The following is a 1,778-nucleotide window of genomic DNA, read 5'->3' on the forward strand; positions in this document are numbered from 1 at the left end:
CCCCCCTTCTCACGCCCGGTTCCGCCCCGTCCCGTGCCCTGGCAGAAGAACGGCCGGGCAGGTCATCGAGGTGTACCTGCCCGGCCCCCGCGGGCCCTCGCGCCCTGTCCCGGGATCTGTCACGAGCATCGCAGAACGGGCGCCCTGCGGACCAGCACCCTTTGTCACTTGTGCGGTGTGAAAGCGTCATCCCGGGACCGTGAGGAACGCCGATGCGGAATGGGCGTTCGACTCGGTCCCTCCGGATCAGCGGCCGCCGCGGATGAGGCCCGTCAGATAGCGCCACAGCGAGGAGCGCTGCCGCGCGGCCGGGTCCGGCAGGACCTCCTCGGCCACACCCGGTGCGGGGGCGTCCGCCCGCGGCCGCGGGGGCGGCGCGGAGGCGAGTTCGTACCGCACCGGCAGGGAGCGCAGGCCCCGCATGAACGGCGAGGAGCGCCATGGCAGTTGGTCGGCGGGCAGGGCGAGGTCGAGGTGGTCGAACCGCTCGAACAGGCGCCCCACACCGGCCGCCGCGACGGCCGAGGCGAGCTCCCGCGCCGGGCACTGGCGTGGTCCGGCTCCCCAGGACAGGTGGGCCCGGGTGCTGATGGTGGTGCCCGAGGCGACGTGGTCGGCGAAGAGCGGGTCGGCGTGGGCGGCGCCCGGGGAGACCCACACGGGGTCACCGGCCCGGATGGTGTAGTTGCCGAGCGGGGTGTCCCGGGCCGCGAAGCGCGGGACGAAGTTGACCAGGGGCGGCTTGCGCATGACCACCCGGTTCATGCTCTCCCTGACCATGCCGGCGGACAGGCTGGCGCGCACGCTGCCCTCGCCCGAGATGACCTCCACGACGGTGTTGGAGATGAGGATGCCGACGTGGTCGGAGGTCATGCCCAGCAGCATGAACAGTTCGCGGGCGAGCTGGTCGAGCGACAGGTCCGGGTGGGCGGCCAGCAGGTACGAGGGGAAGTCGTCGCCCGGCTTCTCCAGCTTCAGCGCGCCCAGTTCGGCCAGCGTCGCCAGCAGGCGTTCCAGTGCGGCCTCGGCGTCCGGGCCGGCGTCGAGCACCCGCCACATGTCCATCAGCGCGTCGTCGCCCTGTGAGCCGGGGAAGCCCAGCAGGTGGCTGGCCACCATCAGCGGCAGCGGCCGGGAGAACTGCGCGGACAGGTCCGCCACGCCGGTCGCGCCGCCCTGCCCGACGAGGGTGATCAGTTCGTCGGCGTAGGCCGTGACGGCGGCCTTCAGACGCTTGGCCTGCGGGTGGCGGGGGTCCTGGAAGGGTTTGAGGGCGACGTCCCACGCCGTGCGCAGCGGCCGGTAGCCGGGGCCGCCCTGGATCAGGATGTGGTTGACCTCCAGGGAGGGCCCGAGCGGCCAGTCGGACGGCACCCTGCCCTCGGTGCGGGCCCGCCAGTTCTCCAGGCCCTTGGGCCAGCCTTCGTCGTCCTGGAGCACCTGGAGCGACTCGCGGTAGCCGAGCACCAGCCAGGCCGGCACCCCCAGCAGATCGACCGGCGCGACCGGGCCGTGCTGCTGGCGCAGCCGCTCGTACACGAGCGCGGGACGCACCTCGTAGTCCCTGGTCAGCAGCGGTTCGGGAGCGAGCGTCTCCAGGCTCGTGCCGTCCAGGTCCACGGATCCGCCGTCACCCCGCTGGGATTCCATCTCTTGCCACCCTCCGACACGCCCTGTACCGGCGCACCATCAGTCGGTAGCCGGAAACGGTGGGGACCCTACCCCAGACCGAACTCGCGGGTAACGACGGGGGTGGGGCGGGGGCAGCGGCCGGGCCG

Annotated in this window: 1 protein-coding gene; it reads right to left on the minus strand. The window is 73.0% G+C overall.

Features of this window, described 5'->3' with window-relative positions; all coding sequences use genetic code 11:
* Positions 1–246: 246 nt before the first annotated feature.
* Positions 247–1,650, minus strand: a complete 1,404-nt coding sequence (locus C1J00_RS42895) for a cytochrome P450 (protein ID WP_102914176.1) — start codon at positions 1,648–1,650, stop codon at positions 247–249.
* Between the last annotated feature and the right edge of the window lie 128 nt (positions 1,651–1,778).

Source organism: Streptomyces cahuitamycinicus, assembly GCF_002891435.1.
GTDB classification, from domain to species: Bacteria; Actinomycetota; Actinomycetes; order Streptomycetales; family Streptomycetaceae; genus Streptomyces; species Streptomyces cahuitamycinicus.

What these genes read in the sequence shown, in the direction of transcription:
- C1J00_RS42895 (WP_102914176.1), bottom strand. Translation starts at nt 1,650, where the DNA reads ATGGAATCCCAGCGGGGTGACGGCGGATCCGTGGACCTGGACGGCACG.